This window comes from Brevundimonas sp. EAKA, assembly GCF_000698025.1.
In the GTDB taxonomy this organism is placed as follows: domain Bacteria; phylum Pseudomonadota; class Alphaproteobacteria; order Caulobacterales; family Caulobacteraceae; genus Brevundimonas; species Brevundimonas mediterranea_A.
In genome coordinates this window covers 1-437 of sequence record NZ_JMQR01000288.1, presented here as the reverse complement: position 1 = coordinate 437, position 437 = coordinate 1, and the positions used below count along the sequence as shown (strand labels likewise).

Annotated in this window: 1 protein-coding gene; it reads left to right on the top strand. The window is 60.6% G+C overall.

Features of this window, described 5'->3' with window-relative positions; translation table 11 throughout:
* Positions 1–395: enoyl-CoA hydratase/isomerase family protein (locus ER13_RS17470; protein ID WP_035311502.1), on the top strand; the 395-nt coding region annotated here is incomplete at its 5' end.
* Between the last annotated feature and the right edge of the window lie 42 nt (positions 396–437).

Here is a 437-nt window from a genome sequence, read left to right as displayed (position 1 = left end):
CCAAACTCAATATTGCCTACGGCATGATCGGGGCCTCCACGGACGGCGGGATGAGCTGGTTCTTACCGCGCTACGCCGGGTTCAGCGCCGCCACCGAGCTGTTATACACCCAGCCTGTTCTGCGTGCCGCGCGTGCGCAGGAGCTTTCGCTGGTGCATCGGGTGTCAGAGCCGGGTGAGTTGAACGCATGCGCCGAACAGCTCGCGGAGCAGATTGCCGGTTCTGCCTCTCATACGGTGCGCGCCGCTAAGTCTATGCTGGCCGCGCGCTATGTTGTGGAGCTTGAGGAACATATGCACGCCGAGCACGAATTCTTCGCCCGCGGTGTGCTTACCGAGGATTTCCGCAATGCGGTGCACTCCATGAAGCGGGGCGAAATTCCGTCCTTTGACTAGGCATAATACCTCAGCGGATGCGGCGGTAATGGTACGGTGAAC